The sequence below is a fragment of the Enterococcus sp. AZ156 genome (assembly GCF_051714165.1).
GTDB lineage: Bacteria > Bacillota > Bacilli > Lactobacillales > Enterococcaceae > Enterococcus_B > Enterococcus_B pernyi.
Genome location: NZ_JBIORI010000001.1, coordinates 469,069 through 492,410, shown reverse-complemented (window position 1 = coordinate 492,410; position 23,342 = coordinate 469,069). Strand labels below are relative to the sequence as shown.

Genomic DNA, 23,342 nt, shown 5'->3' with positions numbered 1-23,342 from the left:
TATTGTCATATGTCCCATAAAAAAAAAGAATCTGGAGGTGTAAGCCACTCCAAATTCCTTTTTATTGATTCAAACCGATATTCGTTGGAGAAAGCATTCCACTGACGAATGCTTTCCTCATTCAGCTATTTTTCTTTGTTATTACCTGTATTGATCACTGGTTGTGTGCCTTTATCAGTAATGATCGATACAAGTAGATTGTTGATCAACTGGATCTTTCGATCATCGGTAAAGGTGATATCCTGACCTGCTTCGATTTGTTCCAGAGCCATTTGTGTCATCGTCACTGCGCCTTCAACAATGGTTTGACGGGCAGATAAAATGGCTTTGGCTTGTTGCCGTTGTAACATCGCGCTGGCAATTTCTGTTGCATAAGCCAAGTGATTCAATCTCGTCTCTAAAACTTCGACCCCCGCCACCGATAAACGTTCTTGTAATTCCTTTGCCAATTCATCTGAAATCGCAGTGGTATTTCCACGTAAAGTAAGATCATCCTCGTTGAATGTATCATATGGATATTGACTGGCGATATGACGAATGGCGGTTTCACTTTGGATTTCAACAAATTGATGATAGTTTGCTACATCAAAAAGCGCCTTAGCTGTATCTACTACTTTAAAAACGACGACAGCGGAAATCTCGATTGGATTTCCATCTAAGTCATTGACCTTCAACAGCGAACTATTGAAGTTTCGAACTTTTAACGACAAGTTGATTTTTTGTGCAAAAGGAATCGTTAAGAAAAAACCGCTCTCACGAATCGTTCCGATGTATTGCCCAAAAAAGACGATTGCCTTTGCTTGGTTGGGGCTGACTACTGTCAGTCCGCTGATTGCTAAGAAAACGAGCAACCACAAGAAAATCCCAACAATTGAAAATCCAACTAAAAATCGAGCAACCCCTATGAAAAATAATAAGATTCCTACGACAAACATTAGAAGAATAATAAATAGCCCTATATAGCCATTGATAGTGAAAGCCTTTTTTTCTTTCATTTACTCACTCCTAATTTTCTTGGTTCTATTCTGTTTTTTTACGAATCCTTGCCATGGCTCCTTCTAGTTCCAATTCTTTGTCTTCCGTGATATACCAACCGTTTTCGTGTACGCCACCTGATGCTTCTGGCAAATATTCTAATCGTGTACGGACCCACTGTTTTGTTTCAGTAAAATAGTCTTCTACTAAGATCTCTAGGTCCATACCGGCGGATAATTCAAGATTCTCACGAACCGACTTGAAGACAAATCGCTCACTTGTTTGATCGTATTTTAAAATACCCGTATCGATGATTGGCAGTGAATAATAATCTAATTCTTTTTTCACTTTCAGTAGATGTTTGAACATTTCGTTGTACACTTGTTCAAGTTGTCGACCTTCGGAATTATTTGGATATTGGATCGTTACCCTTTCTTTGTCTGTATCATAATACTTGGTACTCAGTTCTGTTAAAAAATGATGCAATTTCCCTAATTCACTTTTCAATTCTTCCCGCTTGATTTCCTCTGTTTTCATTCAATATTCACCCTATTTTCCCCATATATGTACGTTTTTCCCTTTCCTTATTCTACTATATTATTGAATGATAGGCGATGATATTTCATGTAAAATAAATAAAAAAGCGTATAATTCCTTATTCCATAAAGAATTATACGCTTCTTCAACTATTTATTCGTTATTTAGAAAAAGACAGTCTTGACTGTTCAACGATTAATCATACTCGCCGTAATCTTCATCATCCATCGGAGGCTCGTCATAATCTTCATTCGTCAAGTTCACTTGACTATTATGAGCAGTTACTTTGAGATCTTTGTTTCCTTGATTGTACGTCTTGGTTGTCAAAGATTCATAATTTTTGTTGATATAAGAATCCCCTTCTAATGTCACAGCTAATCCTTGCTCTTGGTTGTTATAAAAATCAATACTACTATTATGAAGTGTGACTTCGCCTTTGATTGATTTTTCGTTATCGTTAAAAATGATACTGCCATCACTTGTAGCTAATTTGACTTTATCTATCGAAAACTCCTGTAAATCTAGTGAGCCCATTTGATTTTCAACAGTAAGAAGTTCCCCACTTACTTCATTGATCGACGTCCAAGTATTTGCTAAATTCAAGTTGATTTTCTTACTACTGAATTCATCTAAAAACAATTCATTGTTTTTCCCTTCAATCACTAATTCTTTTAAGAAAATGGTTTTAGGGATCGTGATCTTCAACATCGAACGTGTGTCTGTCATATTGATCATCACTGCCGGTGTTTGACCATCAGCTGAAATATCCAATGTGTGATCTTCCAGATTGATTTTTGGTTTTTGCGTTTTGTCATGAGACGTTTCAACCTCAAAGTTCACGCCTCGTTGGATCATGATATTTTGGTGATCTGCTCGTACAACGATTTTTTCAATTTTTTCAGACGAAAAATCTTTTGTTTCACGAGTCATTTCTATTATTCTTGGACCACCTTCCCAAGTCAGACTCGTTTGGGCACCAGAGGCATAACTTAATCCTGCCGTCAAGCCACCGATGATCATCAGTCCTAAACCTATCCCCAAGATATATTTTAATTTCATTTTTTACACCCCACTATTCGTCGTATGGATCGCTCGTTTCGTAATAAACCGGCGTCCTACCCACTTGACAAAGTTCATCATCATTTGGAATAACCATTTAGTTCCTTTTAACAGTAATGGTGCAAAGAAGACAGCACCTCCTGTGGCAAGTAACCCTAGTCCTACAAAGAACAGCCCACTAGCAATCGATTGTTGCAAGACAGCAACACCTGAAATGATCGAAAATAAACCTGCTCCTAAAATACTGATACATACGACATAGATTCCAATGATCACGCCAATTAAGCCAAGCAGAATACCAAAAATCGCTAGAATAAACGCTAATGCTAAAGGAATCAATAAAGGTGATGCACACAACCCAATGACGATCATCCAAATCAAACGGATTTTCCGTTTAGGACTTTGGCTGTATTCTGATTCATCGTCGTCTTGTTCCGAGTAATAATTGATTTTCAGTTTCAGGGCAAATTGCTTTGGTGAGCCATATTCATCCACGACTTCTTCTACTGTTTTGCCAGAATCCAAGAAGTATTCTTCATAATACTGAATAATATCAAAGCGATCATCTTCAGGTATTTCTTGAAGTTCGTCCAACACATCATCTAAATATTCATTCATTCGTATTCTCCTCCAGTAATCGGTTTAAGGAATCTCGAAACACGATCCATTTATCAATGATTTCTTCTAAATGTTGACGTCCTTTCGGAGTTAAGCGGTAATATCGGCGATTTCTACCTTCGAATGGTTCGTCGTATGTTTCTAAGTATTCTTCTTTTTTTAATCTGCGTAAAACAGGATACATCGTTGATTCACTGACAGATAAACTTTCTTGGACGATCTTCGTTAATGCGTAACCGTACATGTCTTCTCTGCTTAAAGCTGCTAAAACCGTACCATCGAGTAAAACTGTTGGGACTTGGATATGCATTACTTCACCTTCTTTATAGTTTGCAATATTTTATATTTACCAATATTATATCACGTATAATATTGTTTGCAAGTAAAATTCACAATCATACCCACTAATTACTTCAATATTCGCGAAAACAACGCTAAATATCATAAAAATTCTGCTTACAAAAAAGGAACAAAGACCGTAATGATTTCTGGTCTTTGTTCCTTTTGAATACTTTCTTATTATCCTCTTACCTACAACAAAGTAAACACGATAAAACTTAATACAAAACCTAGAAAAACGGCAAGAGAGAAACGGATCACTTCTTTTTTATTCCTACTCAACCACGTTTCATTCATCTTTTGTTCCACTCCATTCTAAAATAGTCAGTTGCTAATTTGGATAAACAGAGGTGACATGATTGTATTGCTGTGCATGTTTATTGGCAGCAGAAACAGCTGTACTAGCAAATAGATGCCACTCACTATTATACCCGCATGTATGGCATTTCCAATAATAACCGATACCACGATCGGTTTGTTTTTCATCCTCTGCACTTGAACTTGCCACAAGTGTACTTAAGACCGAATCCTGTTTCAATAATACTGTGGGAGTACCATGAGAATGAGTTGTTTCCTCTGCAATGGCTATGGGATTGGCTCCGCTCAGTCCAACACTTAACGTCAAAAGTCCGAGCAATAAAACTACTTGTTTTTTCATTTTCTATCATTCCTCCAATAACGGTTATTAGAAAAATATACGAATACTCTCTTATGTACGACATGACTTCGTACACTTTTCCATCTTTATATTACTTGAAAAATACACCTTAGAACGATTAAATCAGAAGTGGCGTTTTTTTCTTTGTTTTTGTTGGTTTATTGCTCCTATAGATCATTAACTGTTCATTTCCCTGGATCTTATTCCACCGGATAAGTTAGCGACGTGTTTTCTTTGTCTAATTGAATGATGACAGTCGTACCTACTTTTGAGATACTGTTATAACTGATTTTTCCATGATGCAACTCAACGATTTTTTTGACTAGTGATAAGCCCAGCCCGTTCCCAGAAAATTGACGGCTGGATTCCCCTTGATAAAATTTCTCAAAGAGTCGTGCTTGTGTTTCTTGATCCATTCCCACGCCAGAATCTGTCACTTCAACGATTACTTGAGTGGCATTTTGTGTTAGGCGAATCTTGATTTTCCCTTGTGGTTGATTGTACTTGATGGCATTGTCCATGAGATTCAGCCAGACTTGATATAGAAATTCTTCATTACCGACAAAGTTGACACTTTCCAGATCGATCTCCAGTTGAAGGTGTTCTTGCTCCCATTTAGGTTGTAAAAAAACAATCACTTCACGAATCTGTTCATCTAAACGAAAAGGGCGCTTTTCTAATTTGATTCGCTGATTTTCTAATTTATTCAATTTCAGTGTGTTCTCTGTCAATTGCGAAAGCTGAGTGATGCTCTCAATGATCCGTTGCAAGAAAACCTGCTTTTCTTCTTCTGAAATGTTAGGCGCCTGCAATAACTGGACGTATCCTTGGATCGTGGCAAGAGGCGTCTTAAATTCATGAGAAACATTGGAAACAAAGTCATTTCGTAACGTTTCGATACTACTCAATTCTTGGACCATCACGTTGAAATCTTTATATAGTTGCTGCACCTCTTCGACTTTTTGTTGCTCATCCATCCGAATCGAAAAATCGCCAGTTGCTACTTTGCTCATATTGGTTCGTAAATCACTGATCGGCAGCAAGATCCGCCGACCGACAAAGATCGAGATCCCTGTGCCCACCATCATACTAAATCCTGCAAAAACGACTAAAGGAAACCATGTCGCTTGTTGCTCTGAAGCAGGGACTGTTTTGTGTGACAGCAAGAAAATAAAACCTAAGAAACACAACAAAGTAACTAAAATGGAAATAAACACAATGCAAGCAAAATAAATCCATAATTGTGAAAAGATTTTTTTACGCATCAAATCACCGCCTTATAGCCTAAGCCACGAACTGTTATGATCTGAAAATCATCATTTTCAATAAAACGCGTGCGTAATCGTTTGATATGCACATCAATCGTCCGTTCTTCCGTATTGGTATCCAACCCCCATATATCATCCATTAATTGTTGTCGTGTAAAAATCTTATTTGGATAAGAAAGTAGTTTGTACAATAATTGAAATTCTTTTTGTGGAAGTAAGATGGCTTGATCCTGCTTGATCACTTCATATGTTTCTTGGTTCAAGCTAGTTTGTCCAATGTTCAATTGATGGCTATGATTGATTTTCGCTCGCCGTAACAAGGCCTCTACCCGCAACACCATTTCATTGACATCTACTGGTTTCGTCATATAGTCATCCGTTCCCAGTTGAAACCCCTTCTTTTTATCTTCAAAATCTGCTTTCGCTGTGATGATCAACACAGGTGTTTCTACGCGACTGCTTCGTAAAGTTTCCAACAGTTCATACCCATCCATCACAGGCATCATAATATCTGTGATGATCACATCCACTTGAGTACTCTCTAATTGCTTCAAAGCTTCGGTCCCATTTGCGACTGCGAAAACCAAAAAACCAGCGCGTTCTAAAACGGATTGATAAAGTTGTTGCAAACGCTCATCATCTTCTACTAGTAATATTCGATTCATCATTTCTCCTCATGTAATTATTTGAAAAATTTCAGTTTTTTTTCTGATTGTTCATATTCAGTTAACATTCATTCATTATACTACGTTCGTTGTTCTGTTATACTTATTAGTATAACGAATATTTCAAACGGAAAGAAGGGTGACAATGTTACAATTAAAAGAGATAAAGAAATATTATAAAGTTGGTGAAACAACGACAAAAGCATTAGACGGCGTATCCGTCGCTTTTAGAAAAAAAGAATTTGTAGCCATTTTAGGCCCAAGTGGATCTGGTAAAACAACCATGTTGAACGTGATCGGCGGCTTGGATAATTATGACTCTGGCGATATGGTCATCAACGGGAAGTCCACAAAAGATTTTAAAGACAGCGATTGGGATGCTTATCGTAATAATTCCATCGGTTTTGTTTTCCAAAGTTATAACTTGATCGGGCATTTAGGAATCATTGAAAATGTTGAACTTGGCATGACATTAAGTGGTGTCTCTAAAGATGAAAAACGGAAAAAAGCGGAGGAATCATTGCGTCGTGTTGGATTGACCGACCACATGCACAAAAAACCCAATCAATTATCTGGTGGACAAATGCAACGTGTCGCAATTGCACGTGCTTTAGCCAATGACCCTGACATCCTTTTATGTGATGAGCCAACCGGTGCTTTAGACACAGAAACAAGTGTCCAAATCATGAAGTTGATTGAAGAACTATCCAATGAGAAACTAGTGATCATGGTCACACATAACCCTGAGTTGGCACATGAATATGCCGATCGGATCATTGAGTTCTCAGATGGAAAAATCGTTTCTGATTCTAATCCACATATCGAACGTCCAAAAGATGATCAATTTAATCTACGTCGGACAAAGATGAGCTTTTGGACCGCATTAAAATTATCTTTCAATAATATTCGCACAAAAAAAGGCCGGACATTTTTGACTTCCTTTGCTTCAAGTATCGGGATTATTGGGATTGCGATCGTATTAGCCCTATCTACAGGATTCCAAAAACAAATTGATCAAACACAGTCAGAAACGATGGCTCGTTTTCCAATTACGATTTCCAAAGTCACCACTAGTCCTCCTTCTGAATCGGATGGCTTGAGTTCCAACACAGCCGAATATCCAGATACAAAAACTGTTACCGCAAAAATCAGCGATGAAGACCGTGCACAACATACGAATAATATTGACCAAGAATATGTTGATTATGTAACGAGTATCGATCCTGATTTAAGTAATAATATTGGTTTTACCCGCACGACTGGTATCAATTTATTAAGAGATGTTGACGGCAAAGTACAGCCTGTTAGCTTTTCGAATCAAAACCCAGATACTGAATCACTGTCCTTCTCAAGTGCGATGTCTTCCATGACTGGCGTAGGTGTTTCTAGTTTCCCAACACAACTAGACGACCAAAAAGACAATTTCTTAGAATCAAATTACTCATTACTTTCTGGTAGTTATCCGACCTCTGCAAATGATGTCGTATTGATCGTGGATGGTAATAACAATACCAACATCAATGCGTTGAAAAATTTAGGCTTTGATGTGAAAGACGGCGAAACGCTTGATTTTGACAAGATCGTCGGAACAACTTTCAAATTAGTGAACAATGATACGTACTATACAAAATTACCGACAGGAAACTTCATTCCTAATACGGATTACCAAGCGATGTACGAAGATGCCTCCAGAGAGGTTAAGATTTCTGGTATTCTACGGGTCAAATCTTCTTCTACGATGAATCTGTTATCTCCGGGTATTGCTTACAGCGACCAATTGACAACAGAAATCGTCAATGAAAACAAAAATTCTGAAATCGTTCAAGCGCAAAAAGACAGCGATATGAACGTATTGACGACCGAAAAAGTAGATGACTCAGCAAAACAAACGCTGATCAGCTATTTAGGTGGAGACAGCTTACCTTCAAGCATCATGATCTATCCAAATAATTTTGGCGATAAAGAAGAGATTCTAAACTATTTAGATGAATTCAACAAAGGAAAATCAGATGAAGATAAAATCATCTATTCTGATTTAGCTGGAACAATGACCGAATTGACTGGTGGATTGATGGATGCCATCACGTATGTCCTGATTGCTTTTGCTGGTATTTCACTTGTAACAAGTATGATCATGATCAGCATCATCACTTATACTTCTGTGATCGAACGGACGAAGGAAATCGGTGTCTTGAAAGCATTAGGTGCGCGTAAGAAAGATATCACGCGGGTATTCGATGCAGAGACTTGTATCTTAGGGATTTCTTCTGGTTTACTAGGGGTCTTGATTGCTTGGCTAGCGACTTTCCCAATCAATAGTCTCTTGTACAATATGACTGATTTAGAAAATGTTGCTCAACTAAATCCTGTACACGCCTTGATTTTGATTGTTGTATCAACGATCTTAACGATGTTAGGCGGACACATCCCAGCTCGTATGGCAGCGAAGAAAGATGCAGCGATTGCTTTAAGAGCAGAATAGTAAAATATAATAGAAAAAAACACAGTTGGTTTTGATATCACTTGTCAAAACCAACTGTGTTTTTGCTTTATTCTTTTGTTCGTACTATGTAGCTCGCGGTTTCTAAAAATGGCCTATATATCTACATATCAAATGAAATAAGTTGATTCTTCCTAAGATAAATTGATTCTCAACCACCCGATCTCTAAATAGGGAAAGAAAAATTTTTAAGAAATCTTTGTGCAATATCAAAAAAAGCTTCTTCCTCTAATGTATCAATGTATTTAACATTTCTTTTAGCTTTTTCGGTATAGTCAAGAGAGAATACTTGAAGCGTATTTACTTTGCTTCTCTTTACTTCATCTAGCTTGAACTTATCGCTTTGAATAGGCACAAGAAATGGTCTATTTTTATCACTTGTAGTAATTGGGCATACGATAATTAAATTCGTTGCTAAATTGTACGCATCCTTACTCATAATTAAAGCCGGTCGTCTCTTCTTAACTTCATAACCTTTTGACGGTTCAAAGTAAAAAAGAACGATATCTCGTTGACGTGGCTTATAGCTCATCTAGTTCTCCTCCATGTGGCATATAATCAACCCCTAATTCTGGTAAATAAAATTCGCCTTCTTTAGCAGATTCAAAAAAAATCTTCAACTTTTGGAATTAAAGCAACCGTGCCATTTTCTTTTTTTATAATATTAAATTCTTCACCTTCTTTTATGCCTAACTTTGCAGGAAGTGTAATCACAAGGGAATTCCCTTGTTTTCTTGTTTTTGTTGAAATCATAAGTCATTCCTCCTTTCTTTTACGAACTTTCTATCCTCTACTCTCTAAATACGTAAAAATCTAATTTTTCTTCATTCCTACTTACATAAAAAAAATAGTGGATAAAGTATGTTGTCGAATACTTCATCCACTATTTTTATCATATTATTAAACTATTTACTTCTTCACTTCTGCGATTAATTTTGCCAATGCTTGTTTTTGATAAGCTGTCGCTAAGTCTTTTGATACTTGTTGTTGTTCTTCTTGAGACATCGCTTGATTTTGGGCAATGGCTTTCATCAAGCCTTCTTTGACAAATTTTTGTGCATCGGCTTCCATCGTGCTTTTTTGTTCTTCGACACGTTTTGCCAACTCAGAAGCTTGGTCAGTACTTAATTCGATCCAATCATTCGGAAGTTTGAACGTATTGACCCGGCGTTCATATTCATGGTTATTATCCGCTAAGTTGAACCAGAATTTGTATTGGTCATTTTTATAAACCCAATAAGTTGTTTCACTGACTTTTTCTGCTTTGCCATCCGTTTGTTGAACCTTATTTGTTTCATTTTTTGTGCCAGTAGCTTTTGGTTCTTTTTGCTTGTCATCTGTTCGATATAAGTAGACTTTTTCTGTCCCATCTCCTAGTGACTGATAAAGCAACATATTTACATCTGACTGATCCGCACTGGAAACGAGCGGAGTCGTTTTTGTTTCTGTCACTTCTTCCATCCCAAAATGATTCGTGATATTTTCTACGATCAGTCCTAACGAGAGAACAAACAGTAAGCCAAAGACGAGTGAAAGAAGTGTTTGCCACATTTTTTTGGCAAACACATTCGTCAAAGCAAAAGCAATGACACTGGCAATCAATACGAAAATAATCATGCGTTATCCCCCACTTCCACCACTACTGGTTCTTTTCTTTTTAAGAAGAAAGCAATCGCAAAGCCGATCAAGCCGAATATGATTGCGACAAAGAAGGCTGCATGGTAACCAGATAAAGTCGCGTTGATTGCTTGATCTTTATAGGCTAAAGGTGTACTTTTCAACACAGCATCCGTTGGTAGATTGTCTTTCGTAACATTTGTCAACACACTGATCAAAATCGCAGTTCCGATTGAACTTGCAATTTGGCGGAAGGTATTGTTCACTGCTGTTCCGTGGCTGATCAAGTTGTTAGGTAAAGCATTCATTCCTGATGTTGTCACCGGCATCATGACCATCGAGATCCCAAACATTCGGATCGCATAAAGAATGACGATATACAAAACAGGTGTCGTTTCAGTCAAGAAGGCAAAAGGTGCTGTAGCTGCTGTTAGGATGAACATCCCAACAATCGCAAGACGTTTTGCCCCGTGTTTATCAAAAATCGCACCAGTGATCGGCATCATGGCACCCATGATCAATGCACCAGGAAGCAACATCAAGCCAGAGTGGAATGCCGATTCTCCACGAATATTTTGAATATACAATGGCACAACCATTTCCGCACCGACCATCGCCATATTCGTTACGCCAGCTAAAATCGCTGCAATCGTAAAGGTTGGTGATTTAAAAACGCGCAACTCTAAGAATGGATGTTCTAAATGTAATTGACGCCAAGCAAATGCGGCGATGAAAAGCACACCAACGATCAAGAAGCTGATTACTTTCGTACTTCCCCAACCGGCGTCTCCTACGCTTGAAAATCCGTATAGCAAACTACCAAATCCAATTGTTGAAAGAATGGCAGAGAAAATATCGATACTTGGATTGGATAAAGGAATCACACTCTTCATCAAAAAGAACGCAAGTACTAAAACAAGAACGACGATGGGAATAACCATTCCAAATAAATCGCGCCAATGATAGTTATCAATGATATAACCAGATAGTGTTGGGCCTAATGCTGGGGCTAATCCGATAACGATCCCAGACATTCCCATAGCAGAACCTCTTTTTTCTGGTGGGAAGATCGATAGCATGATATTTTGCAATAATGGCATAGATACCCCTACACCACACGCTTGGATCAAACGTCCAATCAGTAGCGTACTAAAGTTAGGAGCAGTAAAACAGGTAATCGTTCCAATCAAAAAAATCGTCATAGCTGACAGATATAATTTTCTAGAACTAAATTTATTGATCAACCAAGCAGTAATCGGAATCATGATCCCGTTCACTAGTAAAAAGCCTGTTGTCAACCATTGCACATCAGAAGCTGAAATATCAAAAGCTTTCATCAATGCTGGAAAAGCAGTTGTCAATAAGGTCTGATTCAAGACCGTACAAAATGTCCCAATCAATAACACGACAACTAATAGTGTACGATTATATGGTTTTCCGTAAATATCTACGGGTTGATTCTTACTCATATTTCTCCTTCTTTCTGAATGTTTTCTGAAATCACTAAGATACTTTATTCCTATTTTTAACTTTTGTCAACCTACTTGACATGATAGTCAACAAAAGTATAATTAAGGGAACGACCAACAAAGGAGTGTGACGAATGGTGGGAGCTTCACTTAAACAATTATTGGAAAATGACCATTTATTAGTAGGCATTAGTGAATTGAGTGAGATCGTCGGAGTTTCACCACGACAATTGAGATACTGGGAACAAAAAGGCTTTATCCAATCCGTTACTGCTGACGCGAATTGTTCAAGAAAATACCGATTACCGACAGTGGTCAAAGTTGAGATCATCAAGAAATTTTTAGATGAAGGGTACACGTTGACCAAAGCCGCTGAAAAAGCTCAGGAACGTTTAAACAAAATGCACCATGTCCGAAAAGTTTTCTCAAAGTCCATCAAAGACATCCAATTGATTGATGAACGTTATACACTCCTTTTAATTGGCGACTTCAATGATCTGGAACAGCTATGTATTATTCATGACGAAGAAACGGATGAACTATCTTATAAGATCCTTCCAGCAGATGAAACGATCGATCCTAAAAAAGTACTGGAAAAATAAGAAAAGATCGCAGTTTTTTTTTACTCCATTAGAACTTGTAGCCGACTTGCTACAGTTAAATAAAAAAGCCACCACGAGGTCTAGACAGAAGTGTTCAGCCTCGAGAAATAAGGCGCCATCCACGAAAATTGTTTTTCAAATTTTTGTGGTTGTCGCCTTTTTAAGTTGTTTGTCATAAACTTTCCATTTATTTTCTTATTTCTTGTTCCAATACTTGTGTCAACCAATTGATATATTCGGTTTCTCGATTGATTGCGTGAGACAAGATCAGATAATGACCATAATTTTCATGTTGGTCTTTTTCTGTCGGGAAAATCACTTGTTGTCGGGCGAATAAATGCTGTCTTTTTTCTTCATGAAGCTCCTTTTGCTGTTCAAGAATCTCAATCCATGTTGGATCATTGATATCTTTCACAAAATAAAGTTTCAAGACAAATTCGTCTCGATTGACTGGAAGTTCATTTGGCGAGGTATGGATCCATTCGTTTAACAAAACACGCCCTTCTTCAGTCAACTGATAAATTTTCTTTTCTAGCTTGACTCCAGTGATTCCTACTTCATGTTTGATGATTCCTAGTTCTTCCATTTTGGCCAGTTCAGGATAGATCTGACTATGCTTTGCCTGCCAGAATTCACCGATTTCATTTTTGAATGCTTGATTCAATTCATACCCCGTTTGATTTTTTTTGCTCAGTAATCCCAGTAATATATAGCGTAATGTATTTTTTCTAGCCATCAAAATTTCCTCCTTGACATTCTCTCAAAATCATTCTATCATAATCACGTAATCAAAAACATGTAAATTATTACATGTTTTAATTTAAAGGGAGATGTTTTACATGAAACAATTCAAAAACTTAGAAGATTTTATTGGAACTCACTTTATCTATACGTATGATAATGGTTGGGAATATGAATGGTATGCAAAAAATGACCACACCGTTGACTATCGTATTCATGGCGGAATGGTCAAAGGGCGTTGGGTCAAAGATCAAAAAGCAGATATTGTAAAATTAACAGATGGTGTTTTTAAAATCACTTGGACTGAACCAACTGGTACAGACGTTGCTTTAGACTTTATGCCAAATGAGAAAAAACTCCATGGCACGATTTTCTTCCCTAAATGGGTCGAAGAACATCCAGAGATCACTGTCACTTTCCAAAACGAACATATTGCGGAAATGGAAGCTGCTCGTGAAAAATATGAAACATATCCAAAACTAGTCGTTCCAGAATTTGCGACAATTACTTATATGGGTGATGCGGGTGTTGATAATGAAGATGTAATTAGCGAAGAACCTTATGAAGGAATGCCAAAAGACATTCGTGAAGGTCGTTACTTCGATGAAAACTACCGTCGTATCAATAAATAATCACTCTACCTCACTCGTATAAAATCAAAAGCCACTCCTTCAATTGATGAAGACCAGTGGCTTTTTGATCATTATAAACGGAGGCTTTTGTTTCTACCCTTTATTTTATTGTAAATAAATGTGGTCATTTAACTTTTCCAATTGATTTCTTTATGATTTACATAAATAATTTCATGTTATTTTCAATTTTTTTCTAATTCCTTGCCTCTCTTTTCATTAACCTTTATGATAAGTTTAGTTATTATATGAAAAGGAGCCAAACAGTTGAAAAAATATAGACCATATTTTTTGATTTTTATTTTCGCAATTATTTTCGTATTGCCAAATATATTATCACACAAATTGATCATCGGGGCTGATGCGCCATTTCATTACAATCGTTTTTATGATGCAGCCCAACAAATTATTCACGGAGACTTACACTACTTCCCATCGATGTATGGCTTTCAACAAAGCGGTCGGATCGTCAATGCAATCTACGGTCCCTTATTCTCATACTTTCAAGGGTTGATCGTACTCGTTGCTAGAAGTTGGTATCATTACCAGATTTTATCGAATTTTATCCTCTTCCTTATCGCAGGTTGGTCCATGTTGACTTTGTTGCGTTATGTAAAAGTACGTGAATGGGTAAGTGTACCGGTTTCAGTCCTGTTCATGACGACCTATTCGATCCAATATTGGGCTGTTAATCAAGGTTTTACGAGCTGGGGAACAGTATTTTATCCTTTATGTATGATCCCGCTCGTTGATTTCATCGTGCATAAAAAATTCCCTGTACTTAAAGTAACTGCAGCGATTGCATTGATGACGCAGATCCATCTGCTATCTTCTGTGATGCTAGTATTGATGTATATTCCTTTTTATGGGTATTATTTCTTCACACAAACCAACAAGGGAAAAGCTCTTTTACAATTAGGGAAATCAATTTTGCTTTACTTTATCCTAACGGCAAACATCTGGGTAGGTATGGCGATGGTTTACAGTGGGAATGAGATTCTTCCACCTTTCGTCAATCGACGCATGACAGAGAAATCAATCAATCTTGAGGGAAGTTACTGGTTGAATTATCCGAAAATCCTACCTGTCGTTTTATTTGCTGGATTTTTATGTTTCTTATTGTTCCGAAAAAGAGAAGAACTGTTTCCAAAACTTTTGTTACGCACAAGTGTTGTGTTCTTCTTACTTTCAACCAGCCTGATCCCTTGGAATACATTAGTTGAAAACGAAGTGCCATTTATTAGCTTGATTCAGTTTCCATTTCGTTTCTTTGTCCCATTTACCTTGCTTTTCTTACTTTACTTTGCAATCGTCGCCAATCGTTGGGAAAACAAAACCTGGTTACGGATAGCTGCGACCTTACTGATCCTGATCAGTTCTGTTCAGACCATCCAAAACTTATACCGTCACCTCAATAAATGGGAAGATGAAACCTTCGTCAGTCGTCATACGTATTTGTTCGATACACCTGATGAAGCAAGAAAAACCTTCTACAGTCGTGATATGTCCAAAAGTTTATTTGTTTTCCAGAAAACTACGCCAGATTATTTGCCGATCTATAAACAAACAAAGGCAAATAAATACGATCGATACAATGAAGAAATCCTGGAAAATGAAACAACATTCATTAAATCACATCCTGATGGTCGGTTGAGTATCAAATGGAAAAATACCGGTGAACCGACTGTTCATGTGCCAGTTATCGTGTATGATCGAACCGTCTTGATGCAAAATGGACAGAAATTGACGGATTTTGAATTGACCGATATCGGGACACCGATCGTCAAACAGCATAATGGCATCAACGAGATCATTCTCTATTACGACCTTCCCGTCTATTTCTACTTCGTTGTTGCTGCGACTATTGCCGGTTGGCTATCCTTTTTAGGCATCTATCTTTCACAAAAGTTTAATTTTAGAAAAGAAAAAAATGTGAAAATCAGCTAGGCTATCATTTTTTTAGATTATACGTAACATCTATCATATATGTATAAGAATAAGCGAGGCTATGACAGATTGACTGTCATAGCCTCGCTTATTCTTATAAATTTGAGAGTAGATAATTTATCCTTTCTCAGCAGACATTCTCTTGGTTAATCGTTATATGAAACGTAAGTAAGTGGGTATGAAAAATCCTATGACTTGTCAGCTCTTATTCGTTCGCTTTATCTTGATCAATCCAATCTTTCTCCTCATCAAACTTATTTGAGTGAATCCAACTACGGCAAAAAGCACCTATCTTATAGATCCATTTCTACAGACACTCCAAAATGATCACTAACGACCGGGCCATTCGTCCCATCAAAGACGCGCGTATACGTACTGACTTTACTCTCAGTCGGAACGAAAATATAGTCGATTCGCAGTGCTTCTGTATTGTTTTCCCAGCCATCGATTTTTTTCTCGATCGTGGCTTCTTCAGATTTTTGTTCGGCTAAAACATATGAATCTTTGATGTTCAATTGGTTATCTTCATTAACTAAGCGATACCCTTCCTCACCTACTGGATTATTAAAATCACCCATCAACAAGCAAGGTATTTGATAAGTTAGGAGTTCTTTCTGTAAGAATTGCCACTCGTAGGCAAAGCCCGTTTCTATATCTGACCACCAAGAGAAATGACAGCTTGCGACAACGATTGGTTGATTGTCAATAACTGTTTTGGCAACAAGGACCATGCGGGTACGGTAGTTTTCTTTTTCTTTTGTTTCAGACACTATGTATGCCCGACTATCCAAAGGAGCCTTTGATAAAATAGCGTTTCCTTCTTCATACTTGTCATAACCAATATGACTCATTTCCCAACTCCAAAAATAGGATTCTCCTGCTTCTGCCAGTCGTCGGATCAAGCAATAAGCGAAATTATCTTTGTGGATTGGGGTCTGATTCGTTACTGGACAAAAACCGACTAGCTCTTGTTCATTTACGATCTTTGTTTCAATCAGTTGATTGACCTCTTGCAAAGCAATGACATCATAGCGCTCAGTTAAAATCTTGTCTGCAAGGTCTTGTAGTTTAGTTACTGGTTCTTCTTCCAACCAACTATGTGTATTCAACGTCATTATTTTCATTTTTTTGGAACCTCTTTTCTATTTTTACATAAAAATCAGAGACTGTTACGTCAGCGCTGATTATTGAAGAAATCTCTCCTCAATCGTCTCGCTTTTTCGTCACAATCTCTGATCACTTCTTTTATTTATTATAGCTTGATTTTTCCGATTTCTGTACCCATTTCAACAGAACCAAGTGTAGTGATCGCAATTTCTTTCACTTTATCATCCGTGAAAACAACCATGATCGTTGTATCTTTTCCTTGTTCTTTGACTTTTGCAAGATCCATGCGTGCAATCGGCATGCCTGGTGTGACTTCTTGTCCTTCTTTCACAGATACTTCAAATGCGGGTTGCGCCATTTGGACAGTATCGATTCCCATGTGGATCAGTACTTCTGCGCCTTCAGCTGTTTCCATCCCGATGGCGTGTTTCGTTGGGAATACGCTAACGATTTTACCCGCTACTGGAGCAGTGATCGTATCTGTTTCAGGAATGACTGCAAAACCGTCACCCATCATTTTTTGTGAGAATACTGGATCATTGACCGCTGCTAAAGCAATCACTTCTCCTTTGGCTACTGCGTACAATTCTTTTTCGATCCCTAATGCTGCTGTCGCTGTTTCTTTTTCCATCACGACTTCTTTGATTTGTGGTTCAGGAATATCTGCGCCTGATTGCAACAAATCTTCAATATCTGATTTTAACACATCTGCTTTTGGCCCATAAACTGCTTGGACACCATTGTCTTTGACGATCAAGCCCATTGCGCCAGCACGTTTCCACGCGTCTTCTGAACCAACTCTACCTCGATCTGCCACTGTTACACGTAAACGCGTCATACAAGCATCCACGTCTTTGATATTTTCTTTTCCACCTAATAAATGGATGATTTGGATAATTTGTTGATCCGCCGCTCCTGTTGTCGTGCCAGTTGTTGTTTCTTCACTGTCACTATCATAGTTCCCGTTACGTCCTGGTGTCGCAAAGTTGAATTTCTTGATCAAGAAGTTTGCTAAGAAATAAGTGACTACGCCAAAGAGAATGACACAGATGACGAAGTTGATCAAATCGCCGCCAAGTCCTGCTTTGATCCCTAATGGTGTTCGCGTCAATAATTCGATATTCCCGAAGGAGTGGACACGCAACGGTAAGATATCCGCCATCGCAAAAGCTGCTCCTTGGATCACTGCATAGATTGCATACAGTGGAACTGCCGCAAACATAAACATAAATTCTAGTGGTTCTGTTACCCCTGTTAAAAAGACAGCTAAAGCAGCTGAGAAATACATGGATTTGTATTTTGCTTTTTTGTCTGGATCGACATTGCGATACATCGCAAGCGCCATCCCCATCAAAATACCAGAAGAACCAATCATTTGACCGACTTTGAAACGTGCCGGTGTCCAATTGTTCAAGACGAATTCATACTGTGCCATGTCTCCTGCACCTCGCAGGTTCACTAAGTCAGTTGCCCAAGCTAACCATAGTGGATCTTGACCAAATACTTGTGTACCGGCTTGTGCGCCAGATAAAATCTCATATGTTCCACCTAATTGCGTATAGTTGATTGGAATCGTCAACATGTGGTGTAAACCAAAAGGTAGTAATAACCGTTCTAATGTTCCATATAAAAATGGTGCTAAAATTGGTGCGCTATCTTGCGATTGTGCAATCCATAAACCAAAGTTGTTGATTCCTGCTTGAATAGCTGGCCAAACTGCTGCCAAAATAAGAGCTACGATCGTTGACCAAAGAATCACTACAAAAGGAACAAATCGTTTCCCATTAAAGAAAGAAAGTGCATCTGGTAATTTACGGTAGTTATAGTATTTGTTATAAGCCATCGCACCGACGAACCCAGCGATGATCCCTACGAATACCCCCATGTTCAATGCAGGAGCTTCTAAGACACTCGTAAAGAATCCTTTCACCATGATTCGTGTACCGAACAACGTATGTGTGAAGGCGTCTTCGTTTGCTAACATCTCTGTTGTGACCCCGAAGATTGCTCCTGTGATCCGATTGATCAAAACAAACGAGATTCCGGCAGCGAATGCACCACCTGCTCGTTCTTTTGCCCAACTACCACCTATCGCTAATGCAAATAATAAATGCAAGTTCCCAATAATTGCCCAACCAATACTTTCAAGAACGCCACCCGTAGTGACAAGTGCTGCCATGTTCGGGTTGATCAATGGGATCGATTTCCCGATACTGATCATTAAACCAGCAGCTGGCATAACTGCTACAACGACCATTAAAGCCTTTCCAAATTTCTGCCAAAAATCAAAACTAAACATTTTCTTCAATTTCTATCTCTCCTTTACGCAATCGGTTTCGTTAATCCGTATTATAGAGGTAATTCCTTTTTTTGTAAATGCTTTATTTTTATTTTATTTATTTTTTTATCCAAAAGTATGATACAGCTAATATAATAAGAACTATAAAGAAATATTAGGGCAATGATGCTTTCTATCCCCTTGCGAAGTGTTCGCCAATAAAAAAGATTGAGTATTTATCAGTTTACTATTGACTGACGCAACCGGTTGCGTTTATTATAAACCTAAGAAATGAAACATTTAGGAGGAGAATCATGAAACAAATCAAACGCTTATTCCAGATCGACCCTTGGAAAATCAGCACAACAACATTAGATAAAGAAAACTTACGTTTACAAGAGTCATTGACAAGTATTGGGAACGGCTACATGGGAATGCGTGGAAACTTCGAAGAAACGTACTCTGGCGATCATCACCAAGGCACTTATTTAGCCGGTATCTGGTACCCTGACAAAACTCTTGTAGGTTGGTGGAAAAACGGCTATCCTGAATACTTTGGAAAAGTCATCAATGCAGTCAACTTTATTGCAATGGATATTTACATCAACGACCAATTGATTGACTTAGCTTCACTAGATCCAGAAGATTTCTCTTGGGAATTAGATATGAAAAACGGGGTCTTGTCTCGTCAGTTTACGATTACGACAGCTACAAATAAAGTCCGTTTCTCATTTGAACGTTTCTTGAGTATTGTTAAAAGCGAAGCGGCTTATATTCGTGTAAAGGTTGAATTGATCGCCGGCTCTGCCACTGTAAAATTTGTTTCGAAACTGGATGGAAATGTCCAAAATGAAGATAGTAACTACGATGAGCATTTCTGGAATCAGACCGACCGTGGCATAAAAGACTCGATCGGTTATTTGACAACGAAGACCATTCCTAATGCATTTGACATTGAGCAATTCACCGTCACTGCAGGCATGCGTCATTTTATCAACGGCAAAGAAACAACACCTATATTTGAAGAACAAACATTAGCGTTACAAGGTGTATTCTCGTATGATCTAACACCAAATGATCCTGTGGTCGTGGATAAAGAAGTCTTGGTTTTGACAAGTCGTGATATCCCTGAAGCACAACAAGTGGCAACACTTATGGATGAATTTGATCAGTTAACTACTCATTATGATGAAGCCAAAAAAGAACAAACGACTGCTTGGGCAAAACGTTGGGAATTGGCTGACGTAGTGATCGAAGGCGACGATGAAGCGCAACAAGGCATCCGTTTCAATCTTTTCCAATTGTTCTCTACTTATTACGGAGAAGACGAACGGTTGAACATTGGACCAAAAGGCTTCACTGGCGAAAAATACGGTGGTGCGACATACTGGGACACAGAAGCTTACGCCGTGCCATTATATCTAGCATTAGCTGACCCAGAAGTCACAAAAAATTTATTGAAATACCGTCACAATCAGTTACCACAAGCCATCCACAATGCCCAACAACAAGGATTGAAAGGCGCGCTTTATCCAATGGTGACCTTTACAGGTGTCGAGTGCCACAATGAGTGGGAAATCACCTTTGAAGAGATCCATCGTAACGGTGCGATTGCTTACGCGATCTACAATTATACAAATTATACCGGCGATACCTCTTATCTGAAAAATGAAGGACTTGAAGTATTGGCTGAGATTGCTCGTTTCTGGGCGGATCGTGTCCATTACTCCAAACGTCAAAACAAGTATATGATCCACGGTGTGACTGGTCCGAATGAATACGAAAACAATATCAATAACAATTGGTACACGAACACGATTGCTGCTTGGGTCCTTCGTTATACTCGTGAAAATTATTTAGCGTTCAAAGAAGAAACAACAATTGAAATCAGCGAAGAAGAATTAGCAAAATGGGCAGATATTGTCGAAAACATGTACTACCCGATCGATGAGGAACAAGGAATTTTTGTCCAACATGATACATTCCTAGACAAAGATTTGATGCCAGTTTCGGATTTACCACTTAGCGAATTGCCATTGAACCAAAAATGGTCTTGGGATAAGATCTTGCGTTCTTGCTTCATTAAACAAGCGGATGTGTTACAAGGCATCTATTTCTTCAATGAAGAATTTACCAAAGAAGAAAAACAGCGGAACTTTGATTTCTATGAGCCGATGACCGTTCACGAATCTTCTCTTTCTCCAAGTATCCACGCGATTTTAGCTGCTGAACTTGGCTTGGAAGAAAAAGCGGTCGAAATGTACCAACGTACTGCTCGCTTAGATTTGGATAACTATAACAATGATACGGAAGATGGTTTGCACATCACGTCAATGACAGGTAGTTGGCTAGCGATCGTTCAAGGTTTTGCACAAATGAAAACCGCCCATGGCGAATTATCTTTTGCACCATTTTTACCAAACACATGGAATGCCTATTCTTTCCATATCAATTACCGCGGTCGCTTGATTTTCATCGCTGTTTCTGATGAACAAGTCACCTTTACATTACTGAATGGTGAGGCACTGGAATTGACTGTGTATGGACAAGCACAAGAGCTAACAGATCAATTGACGATTCCATTAAGAAAGGACGATGCACATGTTTAAAGGTGTCCTATTTGATTTAGACGGTGTCATCACCGACACAGCAGAATTCCATTATCGCGCCTGGAAAAAACTTGGTGAAGAAATCGGGATTTCAATCGACCGAAATTTCAACGAACAATTAAAAGGAGTCAGCCGAGAAGATTCATTAACATTGCTTCTTGCTTATGGCAAGAAAGAAAATGACTTTTCAAACGAAGAATTCGCTGCTTTAGCTAAACGTAAAAATGAGTATTATCTAGAAATGATCCAAGAAATCACGCCAACAGACGTATTTCCGGGTATTGTTCCTTTATTAACAGAATTAAAGAAAGCTGGCATCAAGATCGCCTTGGCTTCTGCTAGTAAAAACGGACCATTATTACTAGATAAAATGCAACTAACAGATTACTTTGATGCGATTGCTGATCCTAGCAAAGTAGCAAGTGGCAAACCCGCCCCTGATATCTTTTTATTAGCAGCCAAAGAAATCGGATTCGAGGCGACTGATTGTTTAGGTATTGAAGATGCAAAAGCAGGCATCCAAGCGATCATCGCAAGTGGTGCTTATCCTGTAGGAGTTGGACGCAAGGAAGATCTTGGGGAGGACATTCCGATCGTCGCTGATACGTCTTCGTTAACACTCGACTATCTACAACACGTTTGGCGCAAAGATGTCTGAACCAAGCATCTCTGTCCTCCCCATCAAACAAACAAATCTAAAAAAAATCACATTGAAGAACGACGAGCTAGAAGTCGTTCTTCTCAATTATGGCGCTCGCTTGCATCAAATATTCACAGCAGATAGATTTGGACAAATGGAAAATATCTTACTCTCTTACGACAATCTTCAAGATGTTTTATCTGATTATAGTTTTTTCGGTGCAACGGTTGGTCCAGTGGCAGGTAGGATCAGAAATGGTGAATGGGGCCCTCACCAACTAGAAAAAAATAATGGCAACCATCATATCCACGGCGGAACAAACGGCTGGTCCTTTCAGTTTTGGGAGGTAGAAGTATTCAAATCACCTCAAGCAGTGGGTGTCGTCTTTTATTTAAAAGATACATTTTCAGGTTATCCTGGACCAATCACCGCGACTGTGACCTATCAATTAGAAGGAAATAGACTAGTGATGATCACTAAAGCTAACAGTGTAGTAGAAACGATTTGCAACCCGACAAACCATGCCTATTTCAATCTATCTGGAAATGGAAAACGTGATATTGATTCCCATCAACTCCAGATTCAATTAGATAGCTTGTTACTTTTGGATCATGACAAATTACCTACAGGGGAAACACTAGACAAAGCGGACTTACCCATCAATTTTCAAGAACCAAATACACTGACAGAGATTTTATCCAAGTATCCTTCAGGTCTTGATGACGTTTTTTTATTAAATACGCCTAAACTCACCAAAAATAGCTTAACTTTATCAGAAGAAGCTTCCGGTCGCCAAATGAATATAGCAACTACGAACAAAAGTATGGTATTATTTTCTACAACTGGGTTCGATGCAGATTTACAGATCAACGGTCAAAACATGCATTCTCATTTTGGCTTAGCGATCGAACCACAAGAAATACCAGATATCGTTCATTTCCCGGAGTTTGGCTCGATTACGCTACGCCCTGGACAAGAACGTGTCAGCCAAACAACTTATGAATTTAGTACATTCACTTAACCAGTTTTATTTAACTTGGTTTCAACAAGACGATGGACGATGAAAAAGAAAGGTGATTTAACT

21 protein-coding genes and 1 pseudogene are annotated in these 23,342 nt (G+C 38.3%); 7 read left to right on the top strand and 15 right to left on the bottom strand.

The features are described from left to right. Nucleotides 1–125: 125 nt before the first annotated feature. The 8 genes from IGJ95_RS02435 to IGJ95_RS02400 all read right to left on the bottom strand — a co-directional run bounded on the left by IGJ95_RS02435 (nucleotide 126) and on the right by IGJ95_RS02400 (nucleotide 6,119). The gene (locus IGJ95_RS02435; RefSeq protein ID WP_023519071.1) at nucleotides 126–995 is read right to left on the bottom strand and encodes an SPFH domain-containing protein; all 870 of its coding nucleotides are present in this window, start codon (nucleotides 993–995) and stop codon (nucleotides 126–128) included. Between the two features lie 25 nt (nucleotides 996–1,020). After that, complete coding sequence (locus IGJ95_RS02430; RefSeq protein WP_010736368.1) at nucleotides 1,021–1,512, bottom strand: DUF5348 domain-containing protein; 492 nt, start codon at nucleotides 1,510–1,512, stop codon at nucleotides 1,021–1,023. Nucleotides 1,513–1,707: 195 nt separating this feature from the next. Then, entirely contained in the window at nucleotides 1,708–2,571 is an 864-nt protein-coding gene (locus tag IGJ95_RS02425) for a DUF4097 family beta strand repeat-containing protein (RefSeq protein WP_023519070.1), read from the bottom strand. Nucleotides 2,572–2,574: 3 nt separating this feature from the next. Beyond that, nucleotides 2,575–3,189 carry a DUF1700 domain-containing protein gene (locus tag IGJ95_RS02420; RefSeq protein ID WP_010736370.1) on the bottom strand — a complete coding sequence of 205 codons (615 nt, stop codon included), beginning with the start codon at nucleotides 3,187–3,189 and terminating at the stop codon, nucleotides 2,575–2,577. Further along, complete coding sequence (locus tag IGJ95_RS02415) at nucleotides 3,182–3,499, bottom strand: PadR family transcriptional regulator (protein WP_010736371.1); 318 nt, start codon at nucleotides 3,497–3,499, stop codon at nucleotides 3,182–3,184. Before IGJ95_RS02415 ends, IGJ95_RS02420 begins: the two co-directional genes overlap by 8 nt. 360 nt (nucleotides 3,500–3,859) lie before the next feature. Then, a complete protein-coding gene (locus tag IGJ95_RS02410) occupies nucleotides 3,860–4,186 on the bottom strand; it encodes a hypothetical protein (RefSeq protein ID WP_062805720.1) in 327 nt (108 codons plus the stop codon). 200 nt (nucleotides 4,187–4,386) lie between these two features. Further along, nucleotides 4,387–5,451 (bottom strand): HAMP domain-containing sensor histidine kinase, encoded by a 1,065-nt coding sequence (locus tag IGJ95_RS02405; RefSeq protein WP_010736373.1) that lies wholly within the window; start codon nucleotides 5,449–5,451, stop codon nucleotides 4,387–4,389. Beyond that, complete coding sequence (locus IGJ95_RS02400; protein WP_010736374.1) at nucleotides 5,451–6,119, bottom strand: response regulator transcription factor; 669 nt, start codon at nucleotides 6,117–6,119, stop codon at nucleotides 5,451–5,453. Before IGJ95_RS02400 ends, IGJ95_RS02405 begins: the two co-directional genes overlap by 1 nt. A gap of 145 nt (nucleotides 6,120–6,264) precedes the next feature. Between IGJ95_RS02400 and IGJ95_RS02395 the strand changes: the two genes are divergently transcribed. Then, nucleotides 6,265–8,601, top strand: a complete 2,337-nt coding sequence (locus IGJ95_RS02395) for an ABC transporter ATP-binding protein/permease (protein ID WP_023519067.1) — start codon at nucleotides 6,265–6,267, stop codon at nucleotides 8,599–8,601. Between the two features lie 184 nt (nucleotides 8,602–8,785). Here IGJ95_RS02395 and IGJ95_RS02390 read toward each other — a convergent pair whose 3' ends face one another. The 4 genes and pseudogenes from IGJ95_RS02390 to IGJ95_RS02375 all read right to left on the bottom strand — a co-directional run bounded on the left by IGJ95_RS02390 (nucleotide 8,786) and on the right by IGJ95_RS02375 (nucleotide 11,705). Next, complete coding sequence (locus IGJ95_RS02390; protein WP_010736376.1) at nucleotides 8,786–9,151, bottom strand: type II toxin-antitoxin system PemK/MazF family toxin; 366 nt, start codon at nucleotides 9,149–9,151, stop codon at nucleotides 8,786–8,788. Beyond that, a pseudogene (mazE, locus tag IGJ95_RS02385) lies at nucleotides 9,141–9,372 on the bottom strand (type II toxin-antitoxin system PemI/MazE family antitoxin). The gene IGJ95_RS02390 and the pseudogene mazE overlap by 11 nt, the downstream one beginning before the upstream one ends. 156 nt (nucleotides 9,373–9,528) lie before the next feature. Continuing rightward, nucleotides 9,529–10,236 carry a DUF4811 domain-containing protein gene (locus IGJ95_RS02380; RefSeq protein ID WP_153829904.1) on the bottom strand — a complete coding sequence of 236 codons (708 nt, stop codon included), beginning with the start codon at nucleotides 10,234–10,236 and terminating at the stop codon, nucleotides 9,529–9,531. After that, nucleotides 10,233–11,705 (bottom strand): MDR family MFS transporter, encoded by a 1,473-nt coding sequence (locus IGJ95_RS02375; protein ID WP_153829905.1) that lies wholly within the window; start codon nucleotides 11,703–11,705, stop codon nucleotides 10,233–10,235. The genes IGJ95_RS02380 and IGJ95_RS02375 overlap by 4 nt, the downstream gene beginning before the upstream one ends. Before the next feature lie 134 nt (nucleotides 11,706–11,839). Between IGJ95_RS02375 and IGJ95_RS02370 the strand changes: the two genes are divergently transcribed. Continuing rightward, entirely contained in the window at nucleotides 11,840–12,307 is a 468-nt protein-coding gene (locus tag IGJ95_RS02370; RefSeq protein ID WP_010736380.1) for a MerR family transcriptional regulator, read from the top strand. Between the two features lie 187 nt (nucleotides 12,308–12,494). Here IGJ95_RS02370 and IGJ95_RS02365 read toward each other — a convergent pair whose 3' ends face one another. Then, entirely contained in the window at nucleotides 12,495–13,043 is a 549-nt protein-coding gene (locus IGJ95_RS02365; protein ID WP_010736381.1) for a PadR family transcriptional regulator, read from the bottom strand. Nucleotides 13,044–13,146: 103 nt separating this feature from the next. Here IGJ95_RS02365 and IGJ95_RS02360 point away from each other — a divergent pair, with 103 nt between their 5' ends. Continuing rightward, complete coding sequence (locus IGJ95_RS02360) at nucleotides 13,147–13,680, top strand: phenolic acid decarboxylase (RefSeq protein WP_010736382.1); 534 nt, start codon at nucleotides 13,147–13,149, stop codon at nucleotides 13,678–13,680. 264 nt (nucleotides 13,681–13,944) lie between these two features. Beyond that, on the top strand, nucleotides 13,945–15,624 hold the full coding sequence (locus tag IGJ95_RS02355) for a hypothetical protein (RefSeq protein ID WP_023519064.1): 1,680 nt from the start codon (nucleotides 13,945–13,947) through the stop codon (nucleotides 15,622–15,624). Nucleotides 15,625–15,917: 293 nt separating this feature from the next. Here the strand turns inward: IGJ95_RS02355 and IGJ95_RS02350 are convergent, their stop codons facing one another. Next, on the bottom strand, nucleotides 15,918–16,748 hold the full coding sequence (locus tag IGJ95_RS02350) for an endonuclease/exonuclease/phosphatase family protein (RefSeq protein WP_010736384.1): 831 nt from the start codon (nucleotides 16,746–16,748) through the stop codon (nucleotides 15,918–15,920). A gap of 128 nt (nucleotides 16,749–16,876) precedes the next feature. After that, complete coding sequence (locus IGJ95_RS02345) at nucleotides 16,877–19,039, bottom strand: PTS transporter subunit IIBC (protein WP_071866599.1); 2,163 nt, start codon at nucleotides 19,037–19,039, stop codon at nucleotides 16,877–16,879. Between the two features lie 284 nt (nucleotides 19,040–19,323). Between IGJ95_RS02345 and IGJ95_RS02340 the strand changes: the two genes are divergently transcribed. From IGJ95_RS02340 to IGJ95_RS02330, 3 genes are read left to right on the top strand one after another with little or no spacing between them, the layout of a single operon-like run. Next, entirely contained in the window at nucleotides 19,324–21,618 is a 2,295-nt protein-coding gene (locus IGJ95_RS02340) for a glycoside hydrolase family 65 protein (protein WP_438761399.1), read from the top strand. Continuing rightward, entirely contained in the window at nucleotides 21,611–22,276 is a 666-nt protein-coding gene (gene pgmB, locus IGJ95_RS02335) for a beta-phosphoglucomutase (RefSeq protein ID WP_010736387.1), read from the top strand. The genes IGJ95_RS02340 and pgmB overlap by 8 nt, the downstream gene beginning before the upstream one ends. Beyond that, complete coding sequence (locus tag IGJ95_RS02330; RefSeq protein WP_010736388.1) at nucleotides 22,269–23,279, top strand: aldose epimerase family protein; 1,011 nt, start codon at nucleotides 22,269–22,271, stop codon at nucleotides 23,277–23,279. Before pgmB ends, IGJ95_RS02330 begins: the two co-directional genes overlap by 8 nt. Nucleotides 23,280–23,342: the final 63 nt, after the last annotated feature.